Source organism: Salipiger abyssi, assembly GCF_017311415.1.
Lineage (GTDB): Bacteria > Pseudomonadota > Alphaproteobacteria > Rhodobacterales > Rhodobacteraceae > Salipiger > Salipiger abyssi_A.
Genome location: NZ_JAEKIS010000009.1, coordinates 164629 through 186068, shown reverse-complemented (window position 1 = coordinate 186068; position 21440 = coordinate 164629). Strand labels below are relative to the sequence as shown.

At 66.9% G+C, this 21440-nt stretch carries 19 protein-coding genes; 13 read left to right on the top strand and 6 right to left on the bottom strand.

Features of this window, described 5'->3' with window-relative positions; translation table 11 throughout:
- Window positions 1-108: 108 nt before the first annotated feature.
- The 10 genes from I6N89_RS14435 (at window position 109) to I6N89_RS14390 (ending at window position 6382) form a co-directional block, all read left to right on the top strand.
- Window positions 109-588 carry a UPF0262 family protein gene (locus I6N89_RS14435; protein WP_207019136.1) on the top strand — a complete coding sequence of 160 codons (480 nt, stop codon included), beginning with the start codon at window positions 109-111 and terminating at the stop codon, window positions 586-588.
- 2 nt (window positions 589-590) lie between these two features.
- The gene (locus I6N89_RS14430) at window positions 591-1037 is read left to right on the top strand and encodes a low molecular weight phosphatase family protein (RefSeq protein ID WP_207019135.1); all 447 of its coding nucleotides are present in this window, start codon (window positions 591-593) and stop codon (window positions 1035-1037) included.
- Window positions 1034-1432: a ketosteroid isomerase-related protein gene (locus I6N89_RS14425; protein ID WP_236016637.1), complete on the top strand. Its 399-nt coding sequence runs from the start codon at window positions 1034-1036 to the stop codon at window positions 1430-1432. The genes I6N89_RS14430 and I6N89_RS14425 overlap by 4 nt, the downstream gene beginning before the upstream one ends.
- Window positions 1432-2013: a GNAT family N-acetyltransferase gene (locus I6N89_RS14420; protein WP_207019133.1), complete on the top strand. Its 582-nt coding sequence runs from the start codon at window positions 1432-1434 to the stop codon at window positions 2011-2013. The genes I6N89_RS14425 and I6N89_RS14420 overlap by 1 nt, the downstream gene beginning before the upstream one ends.
- 78 nt (window positions 2014-2091) lie before the next feature.
- Window positions 2092-2976, top strand: a complete 885-nt coding sequence (locus I6N89_RS14415; protein ID WP_207019132.1) for a carbon-nitrogen hydrolase family protein — start codon at window positions 2092-2094, stop codon at window positions 2974-2976.
- A 97-nt stretch (window positions 2977-3073) separates the two neighbouring features.
- Window positions 3074-3292, top strand: coding sequence for a translation initiation factor IF-1 (gene infA / locus I6N89_RS14410; RefSeq protein ID WP_007792573.1), 219 nt, complete (start codon window positions 3074-3076; stop codon window positions 3290-3292).
- A 66-nt stretch (window positions 3293-3358) separates the two neighbouring features.
- Window positions 3359-3937, top strand: a complete 579-nt coding sequence (locus I6N89_RS14405) for a Maf family protein (protein WP_207019131.1) — start codon at window positions 3359-3361, stop codon at window positions 3935-3937.
- Window positions 3934-4950 (top strand): ribonuclease E/G, encoded by a 1017-nt coding sequence (locus tag I6N89_RS14400; protein ID WP_207019130.1) that lies wholly within the window; start codon window positions 3934-3936, stop codon window positions 4948-4950. Before I6N89_RS14405 ends, I6N89_RS14400 begins: the two co-directional genes overlap by 4 nt.
- Entirely contained in the window at window positions 4947-5135 is a 189-nt protein-coding gene (locus tag I6N89_RS14395; RefSeq protein ID WP_207019129.1) for a DNA gyrase inhibitor YacG, read from the top strand. Before I6N89_RS14400 ends, I6N89_RS14395 begins: the two co-directional genes overlap by 4 nt.
- Window positions 5132-6382, top strand: coding sequence for an aminotransferase class V-fold PLP-dependent enzyme (locus I6N89_RS14390; RefSeq protein WP_207019163.1), 1251 nt, complete (start codon window positions 5132-5134; stop codon window positions 6380-6382). Before I6N89_RS14395 ends, I6N89_RS14390 begins: the two co-directional genes overlap by 4 nt.
- Before the next feature lie 195 nt (window positions 6383-6577).
- Here I6N89_RS14390 and pyc read toward each other — a convergent pair whose 3' ends face one another.
- Window positions 6578-10021: a pyruvate carboxylase gene (gene pyc, locus I6N89_RS14385; protein ID WP_207019128.1), complete on the bottom strand. Its 3444-nt coding sequence runs from the start codon at window positions 10019-10021 to the stop codon at window positions 6578-6580.
- A 254-nt stretch (window positions 10022-10275) separates the two neighbouring features.
- Between pyc and I6N89_RS14380 the strand changes: the two genes are divergently transcribed.
- Window positions 10276-12717 carry an ATP-dependent helicase gene (locus tag I6N89_RS14380; protein WP_207019127.1) on the top strand — a complete coding sequence of 814 codons (2442 nt, stop codon included), beginning with the start codon at window positions 10276-10278 and terminating at the stop codon, window positions 12715-12717.
- 64 nt (window positions 12718-12781) lie between these two features.
- On the opposite strand, the gene I6N89_RS14375 is transcribed toward I6N89_RS14380, so the two are convergent.
- Window positions 12782-15601 (bottom strand): hypothetical protein, encoded by a 2820-nt coding sequence (locus tag I6N89_RS14375; protein WP_207019126.1) that lies wholly within the window; start codon window positions 15599-15601, stop codon window positions 12782-12784.
- A gap of 167 nt (window positions 15602-15768) precedes the next feature.
- Here I6N89_RS14375 and I6N89_RS14370 point away from each other — a divergent pair, with 167 nt between their 5' ends.
- Window positions 15769-16455, top strand: a complete 687-nt coding sequence (locus I6N89_RS14370; RefSeq protein WP_207019125.1) for an SIMPL domain-containing protein — start codon at window positions 15769-15771, stop codon at window positions 16453-16455.
- Window positions 16456-16460: 5 nt separating this feature from the next.
- Window positions 16461-16997 (top strand): MOSC domain-containing protein, encoded by a 537-nt coding sequence (locus tag I6N89_RS25775; protein ID WP_207019124.1) that lies wholly within the window; start codon window positions 16461-16463, stop codon window positions 16995-16997.
- Window positions 16998-17061: 64 nt separating this feature from the next.
- On the opposite strand, the gene I6N89_RS14360 is transcribed toward I6N89_RS25775, so the two are convergent.
- The 4 genes from I6N89_RS14360 to I6N89_RS14345 all read right to left on the bottom strand — a co-directional run bounded on the left by I6N89_RS14360 (window position 17062) and on the right by I6N89_RS14345 (window position 21423).
- Window positions 17062-18339, bottom strand: coding sequence for an O-acetylhomoserine aminocarboxypropyltransferase/cysteine synthase family protein (locus I6N89_RS14360; RefSeq protein WP_207019123.1), 1278 nt, complete (start codon window positions 18337-18339; stop codon window positions 17062-17064).
- A gap of 74 nt (window positions 18340-18413) precedes the next feature.
- The gene (locus I6N89_RS14355; RefSeq protein WP_207019122.1) at window positions 18414-19574 is read right to left on the bottom strand and encodes a WD40/YVTN/BNR-like repeat-containing protein; all 1161 of its coding nucleotides are present in this window, start codon (window positions 19572-19574) and stop codon (window positions 18414-18416) included.
- An 83-nt stretch (window positions 19575-19657) separates the two neighbouring features.
- Complete coding sequence (locus I6N89_RS14350; protein WP_207019121.1) at window positions 19658-20659, bottom strand: hypothetical protein; 1002 nt, start codon at window positions 20657-20659, stop codon at window positions 19658-19660.
- Window positions 20660-20721: 62 nt separating this feature from the next.
- Window positions 20722-21423: a metal-dependent hydrolase gene (locus I6N89_RS14345; RefSeq protein WP_207019120.1), complete on the bottom strand. Its 702-nt coding sequence runs from the start codon at window positions 21421-21423 to the stop codon at window positions 20722-20724.
- Window positions 21424-21440: the final 17 nt, after the last annotated feature.

The following is a 21440-nucleotide window of genomic DNA, read 5'->3' as shown; positions in this document are numbered from 1 at the left end:
GAGTAGCAGATTTCTCGCTATGCGGGTACATTTTCCTACAGCGCGCGGAGGCATTGCGACAACCGCATGCACGCGCTACTCCTGTCAGGCCCGCTGAAGGATCCCGCCATGAGCCATATCTCCAAGATTGATCTGGACGACGCCAATCTGCCGCCGCCGACGCCGGAAATCGAGCAGGAGCGCCGTGTCGCCATGTTCGACCTCATGGAAGAGAACAGCTTTGCCCTGCCGGCGCGCGACGGTCGCGCGGTGCCCGAGGGACCGTACAAGCTGGGCCTGGCGATCCGCGAAAAGCGGCTGGTCTTCGACGTCTCCACCGAGGCCGGCGAGCCCTGCGCCGAATTCCACCTCTCGCTGTCGCCCTTCCGGCAGGTGGTGAAGGATTATTTCCAGATCTGCAAAAGCTATTTCGACGCGGTGAAGACCGCCGCGCCCAGCCAGATCGAGACCATCGACATGGCCCGCCGCGGCATCCACAACGAGGGCGCGCGCATCCTGCAAGAGCGGCTGGAGGGCAAGGCCGAGGTCGATGACGACACCGCCCGCCGCCTCTTCACCCTCATCTGCGTGCTGCATTTCGGGGGCTGAGCTTGGCGGATTTGCCGCAGTCTGTGCTGTTCTGCTGCGATCACAACGCAGTGCGCTCTCCCATGGCGGAGGGCATCATGAAAAAGCTTTACGGCTTCGATACCTATGTGCAGTCGGTGGGCGTGGTGAACGATCTCGATGTCGACGGCTTCGCGATCTCGGTCTGCCGGGAGATCGGCGTCGAGCTCGAAAAGCATCGCGCCCGCAGCTTCGAAGAGCTCGAGGAGATGGGCGAGGCACTCTCGGGGTTCGACCTGATCGTCGCCATGTCGCCGGCCTCGCAGCGCGCGGCGCTGGATCTCACGCGGTTTTACCACTTGACGGTGGAGTACTGGCCGATCATGGACCCGACCGGGCTGGGCGAGACGCGCGAGATGAAACTCAACGCCTATCGCCAGACCCGCGACCAGATTTTGGACAGGATCAAAAGCCGATGGGGAGAGAGATGAGCGCCACCGACACGATCAAGCGCTATTTCGATGCGTTCAACGCCAATGACACCGAGGCGATGCTTGCCTGCCTCGCCACCGACGTGGCGCATCACGTCAACGAGGGGCAGATCCGCAGCGGCAAGACCAAATTCGCCGAGTTCTGCGCCCACATGTCCCACTGCTATGACGAAACCCTCACCGATATGGTGATTTTCGAGGCTGAGGACGGCACCCGCGCCGCCGCCGAATACATCGTCAACGGCAGCTATCTCAACACCGATGCCGGGCTGCCCGATGCGCGTGGCCAGAGCTACCGGCTGCCGGCGGGCTCGTTCTTCAGCCTCCAGGACGGCAAGATCACCCGTGTGGTCACCTATTACAGCCTCGCGGACTGGATCCGGCAGGTCGGCTGATGCGGGTCGAGGTGCTGACCGGCGCGGCGCTCGATGCCGCGCTCGACGATGTGGCGCGGCTGCGCATCGCGGTGTTCCGCGACTTTCCCTATCTCTATGACGGGGATCTCGAATACGAGCGCGGCTATCTCCAGACCTATCGCGACAGCCCCGGTGCGGTGCTGGTTGGCGCCTTCGACGGCGACAGGCTGGTGGGTGCCGCCACCGGCACGCCGATGGAGGATCACGCCGAAGATTTCGCCGCCGCCTTCGCCGGCAGCGGCTACGATCTGGCCGGGATCTTCTACTGCGCCGAATCCGTGCTGCTGCCGGAATACCGGGGGCGGGGGATCGGGCACAGGTTCTTCGATCTGCGCGAAGCCCATGCCCGCGCGCTGGGGCGCCGCTTTGCCGCCTTCTGCGGCGTGCTGCGCCCTGCGGATCACCCGGCGCGCCCGGCGGATTATGCTCCGCTCGATCCGTTCTGGCGCAAGCGCGGCTATGAGAAACTCGACGGCGCACTTGCACATTTTCGATGGAAAGACCTCGGCAATCGCGAGCAGACCGACCATTCCTTGCAGTTCTGGATCAAATCTCTCTGATTTCGGTTTTCCATTGGCCATAAATATCCCGGGGTCCGGGGCAGCGCCCCGACCGCCGCTTGCAACAAGGACGACGCCATGAAACTCGCCGCCGCCGCCTACAAGATGGATTTCCTCGACTGCTGGGAGGCTTACGCGACAAAGCTCACCGACTGGGTGGGCGAGGCCGCGGGGCAGGGCGCGGATCTTCTGGTCTTCCCCGAATACGGCGCGATGGAACTGGCGACGCTGGCCGGCCGCGCCACGGCGCAGGATCTCGAAGCCTCGCTTCATGCGGTCTCCGAGCGCATCCCCGACGCCGACGCGCTGCATGTAGAGCTGGCGCGGAAACACGGCGTGCATATCCTCGCCGCCTCCGCCCCGGTTTTCGATGCGGAAATCGGCCCGCGCCCGGTCAACCGCGCCCGGCTCTTTGCGCCCTCGGGGGCCATGGGGCATCAGGACAAGCAGATCATGACCCGCTTCGAGCGCGAGGACTGGGGCGTCGTGGGCGGCGGGCCGCTGACGCTCTTCGACACCGCGCTCGGCAAGATCGGCATCCTGATCTGCTATGACAGCGAATACCCCCTTCTGGCGCGGGCGCTTTCCGAGGCCGATCTGCTCCTTGTGCCCTCCTGCACCGAGGCGGCGCATGGCTACAATCGCGTGCGCATCGGCGCCATGGCCCGCGCGCTCGAACAGCAGTGCGTGACGGTGATGGCCTCGACCGTGGGCGATTGCGACTGGTCCGAGGCGGTGGACACGAATTGCGGCATGGGCGGCATCTTCGGCCCGCCCGATACCGGCTTTCCCGCCACCGGCGTGCTGGCGGAAGGGGCGATGAACCGCCCGGGCTGGACCTATGCGGAGCTTGATCTTGACGCGGTGGCGCGGGTCCGCAAGGATGGTGTCGTGCTCAACCGCACCCACTGGGACGAGCAGGCCGGGCGTGACCGCCCCGCCATCTTGCGGAGCCTTTCCTGATTTGCAGGGCAGATGTGCCCTTGAAAATCCCGTGATTTGGGCGCATATCGTTGGGCGTTCCGCAACGTTTGGTGGAACGGCACAAACAGGAGACACCATGGCCAAGGAAGACATTCTCGAATTCCCCGGCGTCGTGAAGGAACTCCTGCCCAACGCGACATTCCGGGTCGAGCTCGAGAACGGCCATGAGATCATCGCGCATACGGCAGGCAAGATGCGGAAAAACCGCATCCGGGTTCTGGCTGGCGACCGCGTTCAGGTCGAAATGACCCCCTACGATCTGACCAAGGGTCGGATCAACTATCGCTTTAAGTAAGTCCTGCATGGGCCTGAATTCACCGGAAGTTTCCGCTTTGCGGAGCGCAACCGCACGGGCCCGCGCATGAAACTCGTTCTCGGCTCCGGCAGCCCGCGCCGCCGCGAGCTGCTTGCGCAGCTTGGCGTCACACCCGCCGACATCCGCCCCCCCGATATCGACGAGGATCCCCGCAAGGGCGAGTTGCCGCGCCCCTATTGCGTGCGTCTTGCGCGCGAGAAGGCCGAGGCGATTCCCTGCGGGCCGGACGAGATCGTGCTCTCCGCCGACACCACCGTCGCGCTTGGGCGGCGAATCCTCGGCAAGCCGGCGGATGAGAAGGAGGCGGCGGGATTTCTCACGGCGCTGTCCGGGCGCCGTCACCGGGTGATCACCGCGGTGGCGGTGAAGCGCGGGGACAGGATCTGGGAACGCGATGTCGTCACCCAGGTAAAGATGAAGAGCCTCTCCAACGAAGAGCTCAACGCCTATCTGCAAAGCGGCGACTGGCGCGGCAAGGCCGGCGGCTACGGCATTCAGGGGCCGGCGGGAGCGTTCATTCCATGGATCAACGGCAGCTTCACCGCCGTGGTCGGGCTGCCGCTTGCCGAAACCGCCGGGCTGCTTTCGGCGGCGGGCTATCCTCTCTATAAGGCGGTGTCATGAAGGGACGCACGATTGCACTCGAGGCGCTGGACGGCACCGAGGCCGCGGCGCTGATCGTCGATGGTCAGCTACACGATCTGCTGATCGACAGCGACCACCCGCGACCGGGCACGATCTATCGCGCCACTGCGCTGCGCCCGATGAAGGGGCAGGGCGGGATGTTCCTGCAAACCCCTGACGGCAATGCCTTTCTGCGGCAGGTCAAGGGGCTGGCGCCGGGCGATGCACTGCTGGTGCAGGTCACCGGCTATGCCGAGCCGGGCAAGGCGATTCCGGTCACCACGCGGCTGCTCTTCAAATCGCGCTATGCCATCGTCACCCCCGGCGCGCCGGGCATCAACGTCTCGCGCCAGATCAAGGACGACGATCTGCGCGACGAGCTGCTGGCCATCGCCCATGACGTGATGGAGGGAGATCACGGGCTGATCCTGCGCTCCTCCTGCGCCGGTGCCGACGCCCAGGACATCGCCGAGGATATCGACGCCATGGTGCAGCTCGCGGCAACGGTTCTGGCCGACACCACGGGCGAGGCCGAGACGCTGGTCGAGGGCGACGGGCCGCAGGCGCTGGCCTGGCGGGAATGGCAGGCGGAAGAGGTCGATGCCGAGCCCGGCAGCTTCGAGCGCCACAATGTGCATGATCTGATCGAGGCGCTGCGCAGCCCGCTGGTGCCGCTCGCGGGCGGCGGCTCCATGTGCATCGAGCCGACCCGCGCGCTGGTCGCGGTCGACATCAATACCGGCGGCGACACTTCGCCCGCGGCGGGGCTCAAGGCCAATATGGCGGCGCTGCGCGAACTGCCGCGCCAGCTGCGGCTGCGGGGCCTGGGCGGTCAGGTGCTGGTCGATCCGGCGCCGGCGCCGAAGAAGGAGCGCCGCCAGATGGAGCAGGTGCTGCGCGCCGCGCTCAAGCAGGACGATACGGATACCGTCCTCGCCGGCTGGACGCAGCTCGGGCTGATGGAGTTGCAGCGCAAGCGCGAGCGCGTGCCGCTGCGGGAGGTGTTGAAATGAGCTGCCCGATCTGCGGTCGCGCGACCGATGCGAAACTCCGCCCCTTCTGCTCGAAGCGCTGCGCCGATATCGACCTGGCGAAATGGATGTCGGGCAGCTACGCCATCCCCTCGACCGATCCCGAGGATGTCGAAGAGGCCATCGAGGCCGCCGAGAAGGCCCGGCAAGAGGATACGAAACATTGACCGCGATCACCCCCGAGCTGCTGACCGAGATCCGCGCCCGCTTTGCCCATGTCGAAACCTGCCCCTTCACCGGGCCGCGGGTTTTCTTCGAGAATGCCGGCGGCGCGCTGACGCTGAATTCCGTGGTCGAGACCTCGGCACGCTTCGCCGCGATCCCCGACAATCAGGGCCGCGACAACCCGGCCTCGGCGGCGCTGGGAGAGATCATCGCCAAGGCGCGCGAGGATGCGGCGCTGTTTCTGGGCGCCGATGCGGGCAAGGTGTTTGTCGGTGAGAGCGGCACGGAGCTGCTGTTCCGGCTGATTGCCGATGCCTGCCTCGGCACGCCGGATGGCGTGGTGCTGGGCTCGACGGTGGAGCATCCCGCCTCGCGCAGCGCCTGCGCCCGCTGGGCGGAGGTGTCGGGCAAGCGCCATGTGCTGGTGCCGCATGACGACGCCACCGGCACGGTCACGCCGGAGGCCTATGCGGCGGCGGCGACCGGGGATGTGCGCGTGGCGACGATCCTGCACACCTCGCCGGTGACCGGCATGAGCATGGATGTGCCCGGCATCGTCGCGGCGATCCGCGCGAAGGCGCCCGAGGCGCTGATCGTGGTGGACGGCATCCAGCACGCCTGTCACGGCGGCATCGACATCGCGTCCTACGACATCGACGGCTATGTGATCTCGCCCTACAAGGTGTTCTCGCGCCATGGCTACGGTCTGGCCTGGGCCTCCGGCCGGCTGAGCGGGCTGCGCCACGACGCGCTGATCGGCGCGCCGGAGGGCAACTGGGAGCTCGGCACCCGCGACACCGGCGCCTATGCCACCTTCTCCGATGTGGTGGAGTATTTCGAATGGCTGGGCTCGCAGGTGAGCGATGCCGCCGAGCCGCGTGCGCGGATCGAGGCGGCGGGCCGGGCGATCCACGATCACGAGGCAGCGCTGACCCAGGCCATGCTGCACGGCACCGGCAACCTGCCGGGGCTTGCGGAGATGGCGGGCGTTACCGTTGTCGGCGGCGTGGACAACCCGGCGCGCGAGGGGCTGGTGAGCTTTTATGCCGACGGGCAGGCCTCGCCGGATCTGGTGGCGGCGCTGGCCGATCAGGGCATCCGGGTGCATACCCGCAAGGCCGATCACTATTCGGGCAATATCCTCGTTCCACTGGGGCAGGCCGATTGCGTGCGCGTCTCGCTCTGCCACTACAACACCGAGGCCGAGGTGGCGGCGTTTCTGTCGGCGATGCAGCGCATTCTGGCGTGATTGCCTGAGAGAGACCCTGGCCGAAGAGTGGCGCTCCGCGATCATCGGGAGAGGTCGTCAGCCCGCTTCGGCACGGACACAAAAGGCGCTTTCGGGATCCGAAAGCGCCTTTTGTCTTGATGGGGCGATGCGAGGCGTTTTGCCGATCCGGGCGAAGGCGCGCCGGGGGCAGGGCCCCCGCGCGGCGAGGCCGGATCACTCCAGCTCGATCAGAAGGTCCTTGGCGTCGATCTGGCCGCCCGGCTGCACATGCACGGCTTTCACCGTCGCGTCGCGCTCGGCATGCAGGCCGGTTTCCATCTTCATTGCCTCGATGGTCAGCAGCAGATCGCCTTCCTTGACCTTCTGCCCGGCAGACACCGCGACGCTGGCCACCACGCCCGGCATCGGCGCGCCGATATGGTTGGTGTTTCCGGTCTCTGCCTTGGGTCGCGCCGCCGAGGACGCCTTGGCCTTGCGGTCGGCCACGCGGATGGTGCGCGGCTGGCCGTTGAGTTCAAAGAACACCCGCACTTCGCCATCGTCCTGTGTCTCGCCCACCGCGATCAGCCGGATCTCCAGCGTCTTGCCCGGGTCTATCTCGGCGGTGATCTCCTCGCCGGGCTGCATGCCGTAGAAATAGCTCAGCGTCGGCAGCACCCGTACGGGGCCGTAATCCTCGTGCCGGGCGACGTAATCGGTGAAGACCTTGGGATACATCAGGTAGCCGTTGAAATCCTCGTCGTCGAATTCGACATCCTCGAATTTCGCCTCAAGCTCCTTGCGCAGCGCGTCGAAATCGGCCGGCGCCAGATGCGCGCCGGGGCGGTCGGTGTTGGGCTTTTCGCTCTTCAGAACCTTCTTGACGATCCCCTTGGGAAAGCCGCCCGGCGGCTGGCCGAGATTGCCGCGCATCATGTCGATGACCGAATCGGGGAAACTCACCTCGGTCTTCGGATCCTCGACCTGCGCGCGGGTCAGGCCCTGGCTGACCATCATCAGCGCCATGTCGCCCACCACCTTGGAGGAGGGGGTCACCTTGACGATATCGCCGAACATCATGTTCACGTCGGCATAGGTCTTGGCGACCTCGTGCCAGCGCTCTTCCAGCCCCAGCGAACGCGCCTGCGCCTTGAGGTTGGTGAACTGGCCGCCCGGCATCTCGTGCAGATAGACCTCGGAGGCGGGCGACTGCATGCCGCTCTCGAAAGCGGCGTACTGGCCGCGCACCGCTTCCCAGTAGTTCGAGGTCTCGCGGATCACCTCCATGTCGAGCCCGGTGTCGCGGTCGGTGTGACGCAGCGCCTCGACGATGGAGCCCAGCGTCGGCTGCGAGGTGTTGCCGGAAAGCGCATCCATCGCCGCATCCACCGCGTCGACGCCCGCTTTCGACGCCTCCATGATGGTGGCGATAGCCGCACCACTGGTGTCATGGGTGTGGAAATGGATCGGCAGGCCGACCTCTTCCTTCAGCGCCGAGATCAGCGCGCCGGCGGCGGAGGGTTTCAGCAGCCCGGCCATGTCCTTCAGCCCCAGCACATGCGCGCCGGCGGCCTTCAGCTCCTTGCCCATCGCGACATAGTATTTCAGGTCGTATTTGGCGCGGGCCGGGTCGAGGATATCGCCGGTATAGCAGATCGTGCCCTCGCAGACCTTGCCGCTTTCGATCACCGCATCCATGGCGACGCGCATGTTCTCGACCCAGTTCAAGCTGTCGAAGACGCGGAACACGTCGACACCCGAGGCCGCCGCCTGCGCCACAAAGCTCTGCACCACATTGTCGGGATAGTTGGTATAGCCCACCCCGTTCGAGGCGCGCAGCAGCATCTGCGTCATGACGTTGGGCATCTTGGCACGGATGTCGCGCAGCCGCTGCCAGGGGCATTCCTGGAGGAAGCGGTAGGCCACGTCGAAGGTCGCGCCGCCCCAGCATTCCACCGAGAACAGCCCCGAGAGGTTCGCCGCATAGGCCGGCGCCACCTTGATCATGTCGAGCGAGCGCATGCGGGTGGCCAGCAGCGACTGGTGACCGTCGCGCATGGTGGTGTCGGTGATCAGCAGCTGTTTCTGCGCGGCCATCCAGTCGGCCACCGCCTGTGCGCCTTTCTCCTCCAGCAGCGTGCGCGTGCCGGCGGGCGGCGTCTCGGTGCGCGGCGCCGGCGGCTTGGCCGGCTTCAGCTCCGCATGCGGCTTGGGACGGCCCTGCACCTCCGGATGCCCGTTCACCGTGATATCGGCGAGATAGGTCAGCACCTTGGTGCCCCGGTCGCGGCGCTTCTTGAAATCGAAGAGCTCGGGCGTCGTGTCGATGAACTTGGTGGTGTACTGGTTGTTCAGGAAAACCGGGTGTTTCAGCAGGTTGATCACGAAGTCGATATTCGTGCTCACCCCCCGGATGCGGAATTCCCGCAGCGCCCGGTCCATCCGCTTGATCGCCTTTTCCGGCGTCGGCGCCTTGGCGGTCACCTTCACCAGCAGCGAATCGTAATAGCGGGTGATCACCCCGCCCGCATAGGCGGTGCCGCCGTCGAGACGGATGCCCATGCCGGTGGCCGAGCGATAGGCGGTGATGCGGCCGTAATCGGGGATGAAATTGTTGGTCGGATCCTCGGTGGTGATCCGGGTTTGCAGCGCGTGGCCGGTCAGCTTGATATCGTACTGGCTGGCCTTGCCGGTGGCTTCGGCGAGGCTCTTGCCCTCGGCGATCATGATCTGCGCCTGCACGATGTCGATGCCGGTGACCTCTTCAGTCACCGTATGCTCGACCTGCACGCGCGGGTTGACCTCGATGAAGTAGAACTTGCCCGAGTCCATATCCATCAGGAACTCGACCGTGCCGGCGCATTCGTAGTTCACATGCGCGCAGATCTTGCGGCCCAGCTCGCAGAGCTCTTCGCGCTGCGCCTCGGAGAGATAGGGGGCAGGGGCGCGCTCGACCACTTTCTGGTTGCGGCGCTGCACCGAGCAGTCGCGCTCATAGAGGTGGTAGATATTGCCCTGCTTGTCGCCGAGGATCTGCACCTCGACATGGCGGGCGCGGGTGATCATCTTTTCCAGATACCCCTCGCCATTGCCAAAGGCGGCCTCGGCCTCGCGGCGGCCCTCCAGCACCTTTTCCTTCAGCTCCTTGGGGCTTTCGATCGGGCGCATGCCGCGCCCGCCGCCGCCCCAGCTTGCCTTGAGCATCAGCGGATAGCCGATCTCTTCGGCCTCCTTGGCGATGGCCTTGAAATCGTCGCCCAGCACTTCGGTGGCGGGGATGACCGGAACGCCGGCCTCGATGGCGACCTTGCGGGCGCTGGCCTTGTCGCCGAGCGCGCGCATGGTTTCGGCCTTGGGTCCGATAAAGGTGATGCCCGCCTCCACACAGGCATCGACGAAATCGGGGTTTTCAGAGAGCAGCCCATAGCCCGGATGGATCGCATCCGCGCCGGATTCCTTGGCGACGCGGATGATCTCGGGGATCGACAGATAGGCCGCGACCGGCCCGAGACCTTCGCCGATGCGATAGGCCTCGTCGGCTTTGAAACGATGGAGCCCGAGCTTGTCTTCCTCCGCAAAGACGGCGACCGTCTTTTTTCCCATCTCGTTGGCCGCCCGCATGATGCGAATGGCGATCTCACCGCGGTTGGCGATGAGAATCTTCTGGAACTCGGACATTATTTTCCTCCGTTTTGGGCCGTTCCGAACCGTGGCGGGGAGTGAACGCGATGCCGCGCTGCGGCGCAAGATGGCTTTGCAAACTTAGCCCGCATTTTCAGCTGTTTTGCAAATCGCATCGTAACAGAATTTGCCGTTAGCGGATTTCATTGTTTCAAGCTGCAACAGCCCGTGCAAGCGGAGCGCTGTGAAAGCTGTGGAACATTGCGTGAACGCCGCTTTTCTTTATGCGCGTCTGCGGCTAGATTGGGCTCATGAGCAGTTTCGATGACATGGACGCCTTCGAAGGCGCGTCGCTGTCGGCCCGTGCCATGGCGGCACGGCCCGCGCCCTATCTCGACGACCTGAATCCGGCGCAGCGCGAGGCGGTGTTGCAGATGGACGGGCCGGTGCTGATGCTCGCCGGCGCCGGCACCGGCAAGACCAAGGCGCTGACCGCGCGGATCGTGCATCTGCTGATGAGCGGCAACGCGCGCCCGAACGAGATCCTCGCGGTGACCTTCACCAACAAGGCCGCGCGCGAGATGAAGGAGCGGGTGGGCCGCATGCTCGGCCAGCAGATCGAGGGCATGCCCTGGCTCGGCACCTTCCATGCGATCTGCGTCAAGCTGCTGCGCCGCCATGCGGAGCTGGCCGGGCTCAAGAGCAATTTCACCATTCTCGATACCGACGACCAGATCCGCCTGCTGAAACAGCTGCTCTCGCTCAACAATATCGACGAAAAGCGCTGGCCGGCGCGGCAACTCGCCTCGCTCATCGACCACTGGAAGAACCGCGCCTGGACACCCGCCAAGGTGCCCGCCTCCGAGGCTGGCGCCTTCAACCATCGCGGCACCGAGCTTTACGAACAGTATCAGGCCCGTCTGCGCGAACTCAACGCCTGCGATTTCGGCGATCTGCTGCTGCATGTGGTGACGATCTTTCAGGCGCATCCGGACGTGCTGGCGCAGTATCAGCGCTGGTTCCGCTACATCCTCGTGGACGAGTATCAGGACACCAACGTCGCGCAGTATCTCTGGCTGCGGCTGCTGGCGGGCGCGCACAAGAATATCTGCTGCGTCGGCGACGACGACCAGTCGATCTATGGCTGGCGCGGTGCCGAGGTCGGCAACATCCTGCGGTTCGAAAAGGATTTTCCCGGCGCCCATGTGGTGCGGCTGGAACAGAATTACCGCTCGACCCCACATATCCTCGCCGCCGCCTCCGGCGTGATCCGCGGCAATGAGGGGCGTCTGGGCAAGGAGCTCTGGACACAGGCCGAGGAGGGCGAGAAGGTCCGCCTCATCGGCCACTGGGATGGCGAGGAAGAGGCGCGCTGGATCGGCGAGGAGATCGAGTCGCTGCAAAAGGGCACGCGCGGGCTGCGGCAATATTCGCTCGACGATATCGCCATTCTGGTGCGTGCCTCGCATCAGATGCGCGCCTTCGAGGACCGGTTCCTCACCATCGGTCTGCCCTATCGGGTGATCGGCGGCCCGCGCTTTTACGAGCGGATGGAGATCCGCGATGCCATGGCCTATTTCCGGCTGGTGGTCTCGCCCGATGACGATCTCGCCTTCGAGCGCATCGTCAACACCCCCAAGCGCGGCCTTGGCGACAAGGCGCAGCAGACCATCCAGGCGACGGCGCGGGAATTCGGCGTGTCCCTGATCGAGGGCGCCCGCATCGCGGTGGAGGAGGAGCGGCTCCGCGGCAAGGGCGCCGGCCAGCTGCGGATGCTCTGCGAAAACCTGGCGCGCTGGCGCGAGACCATGCTGGGGCCGGTGCTGCGCCCGGGCGAGGCCGAAGACAGTGCCGATGTGATCGACGACGAGCCCGCCTTTGTGGTGGGCGAGACCCGGCGCGGCACGCCGGAGCTTAGCCATATGGAGCTGGCCGAGGTCATTCTCGACGAATCCGGCTACACGGCGATGTGGCAGAACGACAAGACGCCCGAGGCGCCGGGCCGGCTGGAGAACCTCAAGGAACTGGTCAAGGCGCTGGAGCAGTTCGAGAACCTTCAGGGCTTCCTCGAACACGTCGCGCTGATCATGGACAACGAGAGCGAGGAGGCTGGCGCCAAGGTCTCGATCATGACGCTGCACGCGGCCAAGGGGCTGGAATTCCCCTGCGTCTTCCTGCCGGGCTGGGAGGACGGGCTGTTCCCGTCGCAGCGCAGCATGGACGAGAGCGGGCTGAAGGGCCTGGAGGAGGAGCGGCGGCTGGCCTATGTCGGCATCACCCGGGCCGAGGAGCTTTGCACGATCTCCTTTGCCGGCAACCGCCGGGTGTTCGGCCAGTGGCAATCGGCGCTGCCGTCGCGTTTCATCGACGAGCTGCCCGAGGCGCATGTGGAGGTGCTGACGCCGCCGGGGCTCTATGGTGGCGGCTTCGGCGCGGCCGCGGCCTATGGCGGCGGATCGGGGCTGGAGACGCGGGCGGCGGAGGCCAATGTCTATAATTCCCCGGGCTGGAAGCGCTTGCAGGAACGCTCGTCGCAGCGCCCGGTGAGCCAGCCGCGCGAGAGCCGCAATACGGTGATCGACCTTCAGGCGGTCTCGGCCTTCGAGATGGGCCAGCGGGTGTTTCACCAGAAATTCGGCTATGGCGAGATCACCGGGATCGAGGGCGACAAGCTGGAGATCGCCTTCGAGAAATCCGGGGTGAAGAAGGTGGTCGCGCGTTTCGTGCACGCGGAGGACGACGTGCCGTTCTGAGCGACGGCAACTCTTTTCGAAAAGAGTTGCAAATTCCTTTGAAGGAATTTGCGGCGCGCCTGGTTCAGCCGCTCGGCATCCGCAACACGATGTTGCGTCCGCTCTTGGTGAGTTGCAGCTCGGATTCCCCGATGGCGGCGACGCGCCCGCCGTCCAGCCGGTCGCCCACCTTGACGTTTTGCAGCCGCCCGTTCGACAGCCGCACCAGCGCGCGGCGGCTCGACGCCTTGCCGAACACCCCGATCAGGTTCATCTGGCGCAGGTTGATCTGGTTCCGCACCGTCGCTTCCTTGGCCACATTGGTGTTCTGCGGCACGCGCGGGCCGGGCTGCATGCGCACCGGGGCGGTGGAGGCGGTCTGCACCGTCTCGCGCTCGGCGCGGCGGACGATACCGGCCATGTCGCCGGGGCGGGGCTGCGGCGCCAGCGAATTCGCGATGGCGAGCTCGGTGGCGGGGGGCGTGTCGGGCTCGGCGTTGTCCTCGGCCTGATCGGCGGTATCCTCGGCCTGCTGGGCGTCCGCCTGCGCGCTTGCTTCTTCCTGCGCGCTGAGCGGACGCAGGGCCGGGCGTATGCGGGAGAGCTCGGCAATCGAGATGCCGCCGAGATTGGCGCGCTCCGCCTGTTCGACGAGATCGCCGGGGCGGGCCTGTGGGCGGCGCTCCTGCAACTGCTCGACAGCCGGATCGGCGGCCTCCTGCGGCGCGGCCTCCGCCGCCGGCTCGCCAGGCGTCTCGGTGGCGCTGCGTGCGGGCGGCACCTGCGGCGGTTGCCCGGCGAAGACCCGAACGCCATCGGGCGAGATCGCACCCTCGGGCGTGGCGCGGACGAGCCCCTGATCGTCGAGATCGAAGCGGACATCCGGGCCGGGCGGCAGCCGCTGCGGATCGAGCGGCAGATCGTCGCCGGCGGCGGGCGCCTCGGGCAGCGCCACCGCGTCGAACTGGCCGACCTTGGGGTCGACCGAGGCGACATAGAGATCCTCGACCTGATCCGGCGCGGGTTCGAGCGGCGCGGTGGGCGCACGCTGCCAGATCCCGGTGGCGGCATAGCGCGCCTCGGCCTCCTCCGGCGTGGGCGCCTGCGCGCCCTCGGGCTGTATCGGGGCTGGAGCGGGCGGTGGTGGCGCAGTCGGGGCCGGTTCCAGCGCCGTCAGCGCGGTATCGTCCTCCGCTTCGGTCTCCGGTTCCGGCAGGGCGGTGGTCTCTGCGTCGGGCTTTGGCTCCTCGGGCGCGACGGCGGCGGTTTCGGTCACATCCGCCCCGCCGAAGAAGCGCGACAGCCCCTCGTCGAGGAAGACCGACGCCCAGGCGGCCACCCCGGCGAGGAAGAGCAGCAGCACGGCGGTCAGCATCAGCCCGAGATAGCGCGGCTTGCCGCCGATCTGCTCGCCGTTGCGGGCGCCGAACACCGTCATGCGGCGGCGTTCTTCCTCCGGGTCGAAGGTTGCTGCGGCGGCTATCGCGGGTGCGGCAGGGCCGGGATCGTCGTTGCGGCTGCGGCGCAGCGCGGCGGTTTGCACCGCGTCCGGGCGTGGCGCCGGCGGGGTGCTCTTTGCGGCAGGACCGGGGGCGGGGGGCGCAGCAGGCGCGGGCGCGGCTTTGGCGGCTTTCCGGGGGGGCTTCTTCGGTGCGGGCGGCTGCTTCGCTTCGGCGGGTTTGGCCTTGTTGCGTGCCGGGCCGGCCAGCGCGGCGCGCGCGCGCTTGCCGAGCCCGTCCTTTTCCTTTGCTGGCACTGCCGTTGGCGGCACGGGCGCGGGCGGCACAGGGGCTGCGCCATCAGCCTCACGGGCGCGGAGCTTGGCCTTGCCATTCGCCGCGCCCGGGCCGGGCTCGGCTGCCGGCTGCACCGAGGGCGCGGGGGCGGCGGGCGGCAGATCGCGAGTGGCGCGGATGCTGGTAAAGCTCGGCGCGGGGCCGGAGGCCGCATCGCCGGCGCCGGGCAGCGGCGGGGTGTTGCCGAGCGCCGGCGCGGCGCGCAGTTTGGGTGCCTCGTTCTCCAGCGCGGGGATCGTATCGGCGCGGGCATTGCCGCCGGGGCCGAAAATCCCCTGTCCGAAACTGGCAGGGCGGGGGGCCTCTGTCGCGGCGTTCGCGTCTGCGTTCGGGGCCTCTTCGGTCGGTGCCGGCATTTCGGCGGACGCGGCCTTTTCCGCCTCTGCCTTGGGGGGCGTCGGAGGTGTCGTTTCGCTCCCGGCGATCTCGGGCTCCGCCGCCGGCGCGGGAGGCTCCTTGGCCTTTGCGGGCGCCGGCTCGGGCAGCGGTGCCAGCGCAGCCGCGGGGATATCCGGCGCCGTCTCTTCGGCGGGGGCCTCCGGTTCGGGCTCAGGGGTGGGCTCGGGCTCCGGTTCGGGCGCGGCAACGATCCGGACCGGTTGCGACAGCCGCTCGGGCGGCGTGCCGGTCCAGCCCGGCGCGGCGCCGAAAAACGCCGGACCCTCGAAGCTGCCGGCCTCGGGCATCGCGGTGAAGCTCACCGGATCGAACCCGTGGGCGCGGATGAACCCGTCGGCCTCCTCCAGCGTCTCGCGCGCGACGGCGGCGGCCAGCAGCGTGTCGCCACGCCGCGACCAGTCGATCACCAGCTCGTCCACCGCGTAGGGTGTGGCCCCATCGAAGGCCGCGCGCACGGCGGCACCGCGCGCCGCGTCATCGCCGCCGGGATCGGGCAGGTCGAGATAGCGGATCTGCTCGTTGGGCAGCACGAGGATGACCTTTGCCCCGTCCGGAGCGGCGGTCTCGGCCTCATCGCGCAGCGCGCGCAGGGCCGCGTCGAGATCGTCGCGATCCAGCGCAACCTCGCCAAGCGGGAACCAGCCGTTGCCGGCACGGCGCAGCAGGGCGATGCCTTCGAAAGAGAGGGAAAGCGCGAAATTCGGTGCCATGCACGGTCTCTATCACTGCTCGTGGGCCTAGGGGAGTCCCAAGGCGTGGTCACCGACTCTACAGCAGCTCTCCGCTCAGTGAAAGAAAGCTTTCGCCGCAAACCCTTGCGGGCGGGGCGCCGGCGAAGGATGTTGAGCATAGATCCGCATGATCAAAGGAGGATTCCATGCGTCGCTTTGCCATTGCCGCGCTCTGCGTTCTGATGATGCCGCCCGCCGTGGCGCTGGCCCAGGACGACAGCCCCCGGATGACCGTCACAGGCGAAGGCCAGGCCGCCGCCGTCCCCGACATGGCCACCGTGACGCTCGGTGTGACCGCGCAGAACGAAGAGCCCGGCGCCGCGATGGAGGAGGCCAACCAGGTCGCGGCGGCGATTCTCGCGCGGCTCGATACGCTTGGGATCGCGCCGCGCGACCGTCAGACCTCGGATATCGGCCTGCAACCGGTCTGGAACGATTACGGCCAGGGGCGCGGACGCGAGATCGAGGGCTATGAGGCGAGCAACCGGCTGACCGTGCGGGTGCGCGATCTGGACCAGCTCGGCGAGGTGCTGGGCGCTGTGACCGAGGATGGCGCCAACCGCCTGTCGGGGCTGACCTTTGGCCTGCAAGAGCCGGATCCGGTGATGGACGAGGCACGCCGCGACGCGGTGGCGGATGCGATGTCGCGCGCGCAGGTGCTGGCCGAGGCCGCAGGGGTGACGCTCGGGCCGGTGCTGTCGATCTCGGAGGCGGGCGGCGGCTATGCGCCGGCGCCGATGATGGAGATGGCGCGGGTCTCTGCCGCGCCGGTGGCGGCGGGCGAGTCGGTGCTGAACGCGCGGGTGAGCGTGGTCTTCGCTCTGGGCGAGTGAGGCCGGTGGCGGAGGTCGTCGCCGTCGCCAAGGATGCGGCGCATCGCTTCAGCAAGCCCGTCTGCGACGCGATCCGGCTGATCGCGGGCGAGGGGGTGGAGGGCGATGCCCATCGCGGTGTGACGGTGCAGCATCGCTCGCGCGTGGCGCAGGATCCGAGCCAGCCAAATCTGCGCCAGGTGCATCTGCTGGGGGTCGAGCTCTTCGAAGAGCTGGCGGCAAAGGGTTACGATCTGCAACCCGGCGATCTGGGCGAGAATATTGCGACGCGCGGGCTAGACCTTGTGGGCCTGCCGCGCGGCACGGTGCTGGAGATCGGCGAGGCGGCAATCGAGGTGACCGGTCTGCGCAACCCCTGCGCGCAGATCTCGGGCTTTCGCCCCGGGCTGCTTTCGGAGGTGCTGACGCGCGGGGTGGATGGCAGGCTGATCCGCCGGGCGGGGATCATGGCGGTGGTGACGCGCGGCGGGCTTGTGCGCCCGGGCGACGCGATCGCCGTGCATCTGCCCGAGGCGCCGCATCTGCCGCTGGAGCGGGTCTGAGCCGCTCGTGCATGCAAAAAGGGCAGCCGCCTGATGCGGCGGCTGCCCGGTTCCCGACAAAGGCTCAGCCGGCCTTGGTCAGCGCCTGATCCAGATCCGCGATGAGATCTTCGGGGTCTTCGATCCCGATGGAGATCCGCACCACGTTGGGCGCCGCGCCCGCCGCGATCTGCTGCTCTTCGGAGAGCTGGCGGTGGGTGGTCGAGGCGGAGTGGATCACCAGGCTGCGCGCATCGCCGAGATTGGCCACATGGCTGAAGATCTCCAGAGCGCCGACGAATTTCGTGCAGGCCTCATAGCCGCCCTTGAGCGCCACGGTGAACAGCCCGCCCGCGCCGTTGGGGCAGATCTTGGCCACCCGGTCGTTATAGGGCGAGGAGGGCAGGCCGGCATAGGTGACCTGCTCCACCGCCGGGTGGTTTTCCAGCCAGGAGGCGACGCGGGTGGCGTTCTCCACATGTTTCTGCATGCGCAGGCTCAGCGTCTCGATGCCCATCAGCGTGTAATGCGCGCCCTGCGGGTTCATCGTCATGCCGAGATCGCGCAGGCCGATGGCGATGCCGTGGAAGGTGAAGGCCAGCGAGCCGAACGTCTCGTGGAATTTCAGCCCGTGATAGGCCGGCTCCGGCGCCGAGAGCGAGGGGAACTTGTCGGAGGCCGACCAGTCGAACTTGCCAGAATCCACCACGCAGCCGCCGGTGACAGTGCCGTTGCCGGTCATGTATTTGGTCAGAGAATGCACCACCAGCGTGGCGCCGTGCTCGATGGGTTTGCAGAGGTAAGGCGTGGCCGAGGTGTTGTCGACGATGAGCGGAATGCCGGCCTTGTCGGAGATCGCCGCGATGGCGTCGAGATCGGTGACATAGCCGCCCGGGTTGGCGATGCTCTCGCAGAACACCGCGCGGGTGTCGTCGTCAATCGCCGCCTCGACCGCGTCGAGATCGTCGAAATCGACAAAGGTGCAGGACCAGCCAAAGCGTTTGATGGTCTGGCTGAACTGGGTGATCGTGCCGCCATAAAGCCGTGTGGAGGCGACGATATTGCGCCCGGGAGCCATCAGCGGGAAGAGCGCGAGGATCTGCGCCGCGTGGCCAGAAGAGCAGCAGATCGCACCGGCGCCGCCCTCCAGCGTCGCGACGCGCTCTTGCAGCGCGGCGACGGTGGGGTTGGTCAGGCGGGAGTAGATATAGCCCACTTCCTGAAGGTTGAAGAGCGCGGCGGCGTGATCGGCGTCGCGAAACACATAGGCCGTGGTCTGGTAGATCGGCGTCTGCCGGGCGCCGGTGGCCGGATCGGGCCGGGCGCCGGCGTGGATTTGCAGCGTGTCGAAGCCGTGTGTCATGGAAACCTCCCTGTTCCTGCGATTGCCTTCAGGGATAAGCGATTGCGCGGTGGCTCACAACAGAGCGTGTGCGCTCAGCCCGGTGCCCGCTCCATCACTTCGACGCAGAGCACCGTGGGCAGGTGGCGGGCAATTTCCTCCCAGTTGTCGCCCTCGTCTGTGCTGGCAAAGATCGAGCCGGAATTGGTGCCGAAATAGACCCCCGCCGGGCTGCCGGTGTCGGTGGTCATGGCCTGCCGCAGCACGGTGAAATAGCAGCCCTCTTGCGGCAGCCCGGAGCGGCAGTCCTGCCAACTCTCGCCACCATCGCGCGAGCGCCAGACGGCGGCCTGCGCATCCGGGGGAAAGCGCCCCGCCATGTCGCCATTCAGTGGCAGGGTCCAGAGCGTCTGAGGGTCGCGCGGATGCACCGCGATGGGAAATCCGAAGGTTGAGGGCAGCCCCTCGGTGATGTCGTCCCAGCTGCGCCCGCCGTCCTGCGAGCGGTACACGCCGTGGTGATTCTGCTGGTAAAGCAGATCACCCGCGCCGCCCGGCGCGCGCTGCATGTTGTGGACGCAATGCCCGGTCTCGACCCCGTCGCCCGCCGCCGGGTGATTGCAGGGCGTGGCGGGGGCATTCGAGCGGCGGTTGCGCCGCTCCCATGTCTCGCCGCCATCCTCGCTGGCAAAGACGCCTGCCGCCGAGATCCCGACCCAGAGCTTTTCCGGCGCCTCGGGCACGGTCACGATGGTGTGCAGCGTCAGCCCCACCGCGCCGGGCTGCCAGCTGTCGGACGATGGGTGATCGGTCAACCCGCTCACCTCGTCCCAGCTTTCGCCGCCATCGCTGCTGCGAAAGAGCCGGGCTGGTTTCGCGCCGGCATAGATCGCTTTTGGCGTGTGCCGTATCGACCAGAGCGCATCGGCCTTGCCGGTGAAGGGGGCGGGGGGCTGCGGCTCCATGCCGAACATCTCGGCCATGGACGGGTCGTTGCGCACCCACGCGTCGATCTGTCCGTCCGAGAGTTTGGCTAACGTCCAGTCGCGGCCGTTCTGGCTGCGCCAGACGCCGGCGCCGACCCAATCGTTGCCGCCCGCCGCCCAGAGCCGCCCGGTCTCGGGGTCGCTCGTCATGTGATTGATCGGCCAGCCGCCGCAGAACGGGCCTGTAACTGTCCACGCCGCACGATTCGTGCCGGAGAGAAGAAAGGCACCCTTGGTGGTGCCCACGAGAAGGGTTGTAAAACCGGACATCTGCGCCTCCCTTGTCCCCGCGGCAGTGTCTCATGCGGATAGTGCGTTCCAAAGCGCATTTTCGTGTCGGAGCGAACCGGCGCCTAGCGCATCCAGAAGCCTTCGCGCTTGAGCTTGTTGCGGATCGCCTGTTCGCGTCGGGGCAGGTCGTCGCGGTCGAAGAGCGCCCGCGCCTTCTGGCCGCGCCCCTGATAGACCATGCGCTTGATCGGCTCGTATTGCTTGAGCACTTTCTTGATCTTGTTGGGCGCCGCGATCTCTTCGAGAAAAGTCACCACCGCGTCGGGCTCGCGGGCGTAGAGCAGCGGCAGGGTGCGGTAATGGCAGGTCACCGACCCGTCGAGCAGCCCCTCGGGCAGGGTGCCGCGCCCGCCGCCGAAACTGTGGATTACCAGCGGCAGGGCGATCTGGTCGAGCCAGGGATCGAGGCTCTGGCAGATCAGCTCGGGCGGCGGGTCGTCGCGGATCGACAGCGCGTAGTCGAGAAAGCGCTGCCCGAAGCGGCGCGGGCATTCGTAGAAAAAGAACCCGGCGTTGAAATAGAGATAGCGCTGCCAGTATTCGTCGGGCCAGCGCGTATCCAGAGAGCTTTCGAAATCGAGCCCGAAGCGGTCGTAGAGCGCCTTCCAGGTCTCGCTGTAGCCCGGCCCGTAAAGCTCGATCTGCGGCCAGGTACCCTCGCGCTTCATTGAGGCGGTGGGGCGGGAGAAATCGAAGGGCACCTTCCCCAGATCGTCGAGCACCAGCGTGTCGGTATCGAAGAACACGAAGGGCTCGCCCTCGGGCAGGGCGAGCAGCGCTTCGATCTTGTTGCCATAGGGATATCGGGCACCGAAATGCCGGCTCTCGAAGGGCAGAAGACGCGCGCCATGCGCGTCGAGCAGGGCGCGCGCCTCGGGATCGGTGATGCGCGGATCGTCGGGCCAGAGCGGGCCGGGCTGCGGTTCGGCCACATAGAGCCGAATGCCGTCGCTGCGTGTCGTGGCGGCCAGGGAGAGGGCAAAGAGGATGGCCTCGTATTGCAGCCGCCCGCCCTGGCCGACGATCATCACATTGAACGGCTGCGTCTCTGTCTGCCCCGCCATGCCCGTGCCCCGCTTGTTTTCGGGGCACTATAGGCGGTGGGGGGCGCGTCCGAAAGCGCGGATCAGACCGGATCGGGGGTGATCGGCTCCAGCACCTCGGGTTCGATCACCCGTACGCCGGGCAGGCCGGCGGCCAGTTTCTCCGCCGATTGCGCCAGTGCCGGGAAGGTGCGGTAATGCATCGGGATCACGGTCTTGAAGTCGAAATATTTCGACGCGGCCCAGGCCGCCATGTCCATGTCCATGGTGTAATAGCCGCCGGCGCTAAGCATGCCGATATCGGGTTTGTAATACTCGCCGATCCACGCCATGTCGGACATGATGGTGGTGTCGCCCGAGAAATAGATCGTGCGGCCCTCGCCCTTGATGATGAAGCCGGTTTCCATGCCGGTATAGACCGGCTTGTCGTCGATCTGCATCGAGGAGGAATGCGAGGCGGGCACCATGCTCACCGAGACATTGCCGAACTGCACCGTGCCGCCCTTGTTGAAAGCGTGGCCGGCGGTCGCGCCCTGGGCTTCCAGCAGGCCGACCAGTTCGAAGATCCCCGAGACCGGCAGGCCGGTCTTTTGCGAGACCGCGACGATATCCTGGGTGTGGTCGAAATGGCCATGGGTGATAAGGATCTGCGTCGCGCCGGCAGTGGCCTCGTCGGCACGCTCGTCGGGCAGCAACGGGTTGCCGCTGAGCCAGGGGTCGATCAGCAGCACCTGATCCTCGATTTCGATGCGGAAAGAGCCGTGGCCGAGCCAGATGATCTTCATGTGTATATCCTCCGAAA

Coding starts and splice junctions, on each gene's coding strand:
- I6N89_RS14375 (WP_207019126.1), bottom strand. CDS start 15,601: ATGGCACCGAATTTCGCGCTTTCCCTCTCTTTCGAAGGCATCGCCCTG.
- I6N89_RS14425 (WP_236016637.1), top strand. CDS start 1,034: ATGAGCGCCACCGACACGATCAAGCGCTATTTCGATGCGTTCAACGCC.
- infA (WP_007792573.1), top strand. CDS start 3,074: ATGGCCAAGGAAGACATTCTCGAATTCCCCGGCGTCGTGAAGGAACTC.
- pyc (WP_207019128.1), bottom strand. CDS start 10,021: ATGTCCGAGTTCCAGAAGATTCTCATCGCCAACCGCGGTGAGATCGCC.
- I6N89_RS14360 (WP_207019123.1), bottom strand. CDS start 18,339: ATGACACACGGCTTCGACACGCTGCAAATCCACGCCGGCGCCCGGCCC.
- I6N89_RS14355 (WP_207019122.1), bottom strand. CDS start 19,574: ATGTCCGGTTTTACAACCCTTCTCGTGGGCACCACCAAGGGTGCCTTT.
- I6N89_RS14345 (WP_207019120.1), bottom strand. CDS start 21,423: ATGAAGATCATCTGGCTCGGCCACGGCTCTTTCCGCATCGAAATCGAG.
- I6N89_RS14435 (WP_207019136.1), top strand. CDS start 109: ATGAGCCATATCTCCAAGATTGATCTGGACGACGCCAATCTGCCGCCG.
- I6N89_RS14370 (WP_207019125.1), top strand. CDS start 15,769: ATGCGTCGCTTTGCCATTGCCGCGCTCTGCGTTCTGATGATGCCGCCC.
- I6N89_RS14350 (WP_207019121.1), bottom strand. CDS start 20,659: ATGGCGGGGCAGACAGAGACGCAGCCGTTCAATGTGATGATCGTCGGC.
- I6N89_RS14400 (WP_207019130.1), top strand. CDS start 3,934: ATGAAGGGACGCACGATTGCACTCGAGGCGCTGGACGGCACCGAGGCC.
- I6N89_RS14380 (WP_207019127.1), top strand. CDS start 10,276: ATGAGCAGTTTCGATGACATGGACGCCTTCGAAGGCGCGTCGCTGTCG.
- I6N89_RS14420 (WP_207019133.1), top strand. CDS start 1,432: ATGCGGGTCGAGGTGCTGACCGGCGCGGCGCTCGATGCCGCGCTCGAC.
- I6N89_RS14395 (WP_207019129.1), top strand. CDS start 4,947: ATGAGCTGCCCGATCTGCGGTCGCGCGACCGATGCGAAACTCCGCCCC.
- I6N89_RS14405 (WP_207019131.1), top strand. CDS start 3,359: ATGAAACTCGTTCTCGGCTCCGGCAGCCCGCGCCGCCGCGAGCTGCTT.
- I6N89_RS14415 (WP_207019132.1), top strand. CDS start 2,092: ATGAAACTCGCCGCCGCCGCCTACAAGATGGATTTCCTCGACTGCTGG.